The following is a 4,345-nucleotide window of genomic DNA, read 5'->3' as shown; positions in this document are numbered from 1 at the left end:
TTAACACAGCTCCACTAAGCCAGGAGGCCTAACTATTTCACAAGACCGAAAGTGCCACCAACGTCACGGTCGAGTACAACTAGTGGGTGTCACTGTGGCTTTCCGAAGTCCACCACACTGACGTTCCCGTCATTGCGGGGGCGGTACAGAGGGCTCCTGACGGATTGCCCGAAGTCCTCTGCACGAATTGACTTCCGGCCTGATGCCGCTGTACCAACCTGTCCTGATAGGCGGGCGCCTCGTTTGCCAGAAGATGGGGCACGGTTCCCTCTCCCCCTTGCTTTTTGGGAGTCCTCGGCCAGCTACGGGATCGTGCCTGGCCGGTCCTCGGTCGAGTTGTTGTCCGGAGTTGGTGCGCAGCAGTCGGGTTCCCCGCTTTGCCCGGGGCCCTCGCCTGTGGGCGGCGTTCCCTGTCTGATGCGCAGTCTCCTGCGCCGGTTGAGGGCGGCCAATGCCGATGCGAGCACCACGGCTGCGGCGAGGGCTGCGATCAGGGTGCTGTTGTCGCTGATCCAGGCGCTGGCGGCGGCTGACCATACGGCGAGGCTGTTGGCCTGTGCGGTTCCGCCGGTGGCGGCGGGATACCAATACCAGCTGAGGTAGGCGCCGGTTATGGTGAGGATGAAGGCGGCGATGCGGTTGCTGTGCTTGGCCAGGCCGGTGATTCTTCGCCCGAGGGCGGCCCCGGCGATGGACGTGCCTGCCGAAACGAGCACCAGGACAGTGGCCGAGCCTGCGGCGTAGGCGGCGAAGACCGCGAGCAGCCCGGCGTAGCTGGCGACGGCCTGGGCTTGGGCGATCACGGCCAGGAGCACCCCGAGGGTGCAGCCGAGGGATGCTGCGGCGTATCCGACCCCGAAGGCCACCATGCGCCCGGTTTTGTGCCCTGCCCCTGCGGCTTCTTGTGTGCGGGGTTTCGTGGCCCAGGCCGGCAGACGGAGCCGTGGTGTGAGTCCGGTGAGCATGGCCAGGCCCAGCAGGAGAAGGATCACCCCGGTGGCCATTCCCAGCCAGGGCGCTGCGCTGATCAGGGTCCTGGCGCCCGCGCTGACGATCAGCCCGAAGGCTGCCAGGGTCCCGGCGAAGCCGAGGCTGAGCGCGAGCCCGGCCCGGAGCCCGTGGGCCAGACGCAGCGCGAGCGGGCGCGTCCGGGCGTCCCCGATGGTCTGGGCTATCCAGGCGGGCAGGAGGGCGAAACCGCAGGGATTGACCGGGGCAATCATTCCAGCGGCGAAGGCCAGGGCAAGCAGGGCTGTCATTGGGCACCGGCCTTGGTGAGTTCTTCTTGGATCTTTTCCGCAGACGGGTCGGTGGCCCGGAAGGTAACGTCACCCTTCGCGTCGACCACCACCAGGGTGCTCATGGAGGTGACCTTGTACCGGGTGGTCAGTGTGGCCCCGGTGTCGATGACGGCAGGGAGCTCAGGGGCCTTGATGTAATCGCGGAATCCGTTGATGGTCTCCTTCGGTTCTCGGGGGTCCACGTCCACCAGGAGGTAGTCGGCCGAGCTTCCCAGGGCCGTGGAGGCCTTGTTCAGGGAATCGGCCCCTTCCACACACTCACCGCATCCGACAGAGAAGAAGAACAGTGCTGCGGGCTTACCGTCCGGGATGGTCCGGGTAGTGCCGTCAATGTCGGAGACCGTAACAGCAACGGCACCGGCCGCGTCGGGCGACGAACCGCCTGGCGCGGCCGACGGGCCGCTCGGTGAGCTGGCGCAGGCGGTTGTCAGTGCCATGACCGCTGCCAGAAACAGGGCGGAGGCGAGGTGCCTGGGCCGGGGAATGGACAGAGAACGGCGGGATCTCGGGTATGTCATGGTGTCTGGTGGTTCCTTCCAGGAATGGGGATGGAGACTCAGGCGGTGCCGTGGTCGGTGCGGTGGTGCTCGGGGGACAACAGATAGGTGAGGGCCTGGTCGGTGGCGGTCATGGCATTCCTTTGCTTCGGTAGTGGGGGCTGCAGCTCAGGCGCAGCAGGAGAGCTTGGAGACGTCGGTGGTGAAGGCCTTGGCGGCGCTCCTGATGCCCTCGGCCATCGTCAGGTAGGGGCTCCAGGCGGCGGCGACCTGCGCGGTGGTCATGCCCGCTTCGAGGATGTAGACGCCGGCGGCGGCGATTTCCCCGGCGTCCTTGGCCACCGCGGAGAGGCCCAGGATCCGTCCGGTGTCGCGGTCCGCGACAACCTTGATGAAGCCGCGGGTGTCGCGGTTGACCACGGCTCGCGGCACGTACTCCAGGGGGAGGACCCGGCACTCGCAGCTGATCCCGGCGGCGACAGCTTCCTTTTCCGTCATCCCGACCGCCCCGATGGCGGGACTGGTGAAGGTGACCCGGGGCAGGTGCCGGTAGTCGACCTCGGTCAGGGCATCGGTGAACGCATTGTCCACGGCCAGGGCGCCGTGGGCCGCTGCGACGTAAACGAACTCCCGATGACCGGTCGCGTCCCCGGCGGCCCAAACCCGCGGGTTGGACGTGGCCAGGCGGGAATCGACCACGATCTCGCCGGATGCGCCGGTCTTCACCCCGACGGCGTCAAGATCCAGTCCCTCGGTCACCGGGCGGCGGCCCAGTGCCACGAGGATGCGGGAAGCGCGGAACACCTCCTCGCCCCCGGCCACGTTTGCCGTCACCGAGACCCCGTCCGGGCCGGAGGCCACGGAGTCGGCCATGGCCCGCCGGACCACCCGGATCCCCTCGTCGGCGAACACCCCCGCCAACGCCTTGGATGCCTCCGGTTCCTCCTGCGAGGCCAACCGGGAACGGACCAGCATGGTCACCCGGGAGCCCAGCCGGGAGAAAAGCTGTGCCATCTCCAGGGCAACATAGCCTCCGCCCAGGATCAGCATTGATTCGGGCACCTCGTCCAGTTCCATCGCCGTCGTCGAGGTCAGGTACCCGGCCTCGGCCAGTCCGGGAACGGGCGGTACGTAGGGTGCGGAGCCAGTGGCCACGAGGTAGTGCCCGGCCTCGATCGTTCTCACTGCACCATCCGGGGAGATCACCCGGAGCAGCGGTGCGTCCTGGGTTCCGGTGAACGACGCGTCCCCCGAGATCATCGTCCACCCGTAGTCCGCGGCCAGATCGACGTACTTCTCCGTGCGCATGCTTTCAACCAGCGCGGCCTTGCCCTGAATCAGGGCCGGCATGTCCACCGGGCCCGCCGAGGCCGCCACCCCAGGGAAGCGGGCCGAATCCAACGCCACGTGGCGGGCCTCCGCGGCAGCCAGGAGCGCCTTCGACGGGACGCAGCCCGTGTTCACGCATGTCCCGCCCACGGTGCCGCGCTCCACCATCACGACGCGCTTGCCCAGCTCGGTGGCCCGGATCGCGGCCGCAAACGCTCCGCCGCCGGAACCAATAATCGCCAGATCGAACTTTTCGTTTGTCATTCCAGATGTCTCTTCCCTGTGGTTCAAAAGTTCCTATGGAACCATTGTGAACCTTCCAGTACAATGGAAGGTCAAGTGTGGTGGCCATTGGAAGGGGAATCGGCGAACATGAGGATCGGACAGCTTGCGGAAGCAACCGGAACTACGACCAAGACCCTGCGGTTCTACGAGGAGTCGGGGCTGCTCCCTCCGGCCGAGCGATTGGCCTCCGGCTATCGGGACTACGCCGAGGATGCCGTGGGTCGGGTCGGGTTCATCCACCGGGGCCAGGCCGCCGGGCTGACCCTCGCCCAGATCCGCCAGATCCTCGACATCCGCGACGGCGGCCAGGCGCCCTGCGAGCACGTGCGCGACCTGCTTGACGTGCGCCTCGCTGAGATCGAGCAGCAGATCGCGCAGCTCTCCGTGCTGCGCGACACTATCGCGGACCTCAGACAGGACGCCGCACACCCGGACCCTGAAACGTGCAGCACCGATCAAGTGTGTAGGTACTTGTAATCCAATTGGGCACACCTCCTGGACCGCCAAAAGGCTCTCGCAAAAAGATACCGCCAGATCTACAAAATTGAGGAAGAGCTCATCAGCAAAATCGACAAATTGACTGACGTAGTAGTCATCCCTAGCGCGTAAGACCTGCACACTGCTTGTACAAATGATAGTTTCGTGATGACGCTGGGGTGGGTTCCTGCTCCGCAGGCGTCCGAAGGCCCTGGGTCGAGCAATCCCCCCTGCTCCCCGGGGTCTTCCGCTATCTGAGAACCTTGCTTCACCCGGGTTCTCTCATTCTTCACTGCCCGGGGGCAGGGGAACCGTATATTGCTTACGGTGTGAGACCCCTACAGCTCGGGCCATTCACCCGCCCCTTTAAGGGCGGCGACGTGACGTGCGACCGTGGCCCGCGAGAACCCCGTTTCCGCTGGTGCTGTTGCAAAGTTCGGGCGACAGGAAGACCTG

At 66.1% G+C, this 4,345-nt stretch carries 4 protein-coding genes; 1 reads left to right on the top strand and 3 read right to left on the bottom strand.

The window, feature by feature from the left end:
• Nucleotides 1-302: 302 nt before the first annotated feature.
• The 3 genes from HMPREF2129_RS10340 to merA all read right to left on the bottom strand — a co-directional run bounded on the left by HMPREF2129_RS10340 (nucleotide 303) and on the right by merA (nucleotide 3,391).
• Nucleotides 303-1,259, bottom strand: coding sequence for a cytochrome c biogenesis CcdA family protein (locus HMPREF2129_RS10340; RefSeq protein ID WP_034666335.1), 957 nt, complete (start codon nucleotides 1,257-1,259; stop codon nucleotides 303-305).
• The gene (locus HMPREF2129_RS11275; RefSeq protein ID WP_052093133.1) at nucleotides 1,256-1,819 is read right to left on the bottom strand and encodes a TlpA family protein disulfide reductase; all 564 of its coding nucleotides are present in this window, start codon (nucleotides 1,817-1,819) and stop codon (nucleotides 1,256-1,258) included. Before HMPREF2129_RS11275 ends, HMPREF2129_RS10340 begins: the two co-directional genes overlap by 4 nt.
• A 147-nt stretch (nucleotides 1,820-1,966) precedes the next feature.
• On the bottom strand, nucleotides 1,967-3,391 hold the full coding sequence (gene merA, locus HMPREF2129_RS10330; protein WP_034666334.1) for a mercury(II) reductase: 1,425 nt from the start codon (nucleotides 3,389-3,391) through the stop codon (nucleotides 1,967-1,969).
• 108 nt (nucleotides 3,392-3,499) lie between these two features.
• Between merA and HMPREF2129_RS10325 the strand changes: the two genes are divergently transcribed.
• Nucleotides 3,500-3,889 (top strand): heavy metal-responsive transcriptional regulator, encoded by a 390-nt coding sequence (locus tag HMPREF2129_RS10325; protein WP_004601215.1) that lies wholly within the window; start codon nucleotides 3,500-3,502, stop codon nucleotides 3,887-3,889.
• The last annotated feature ends 456 nt before the right edge of the window (nucleotides 3,890-4,345 follow it).

The sequence above is a fragment of the Corynebacterium tuscaniense DNF00037 genome (assembly GCF_000759055.1).
GTDB classification, from domain to species: domain Bacteria; phylum Actinomycetota; class Actinomycetes; order Mycobacteriales; family Mycobacteriaceae; genus Corynebacterium; species Corynebacterium tuscaniense.
The sequence above is the reverse complement of the archived record's forward strand: the minus strand, read 5'-3'. Positions and strand labels throughout refer to the sequence as shown.

Bases quoted from the DNA above. Each gene is read 5' to 3' on its own strand.
- HMPREF2129_RS10340 (WP_034666335.1), bottom strand. From the start codon at position 1,259: ATGACAGCCCTGCTTGCCCTGGCCTTCGCCGCTGGAATGATTGCCCCG.
- HMPREF2129_RS11275 (WP_052093133.1), bottom strand. From the start codon at position 1,819: ATGACATACCCGAGATCCCGCCGTTCTCTGTCCATTCCCCGGCCCAGG.
- merA (WP_034666334.1), bottom strand. From the start codon at position 3,391: ATGACAAACGAAAAGTTCGATCTGGCGATTATTGGTTCCGGCGGCGGA.
- HMPREF2129_RS10325 (WP_004601215.1), top strand. From the start codon at position 3,500: ATGAGGATCGGACAGCTTGCGGAAGCAACCGGAACTACGACCAAGACC.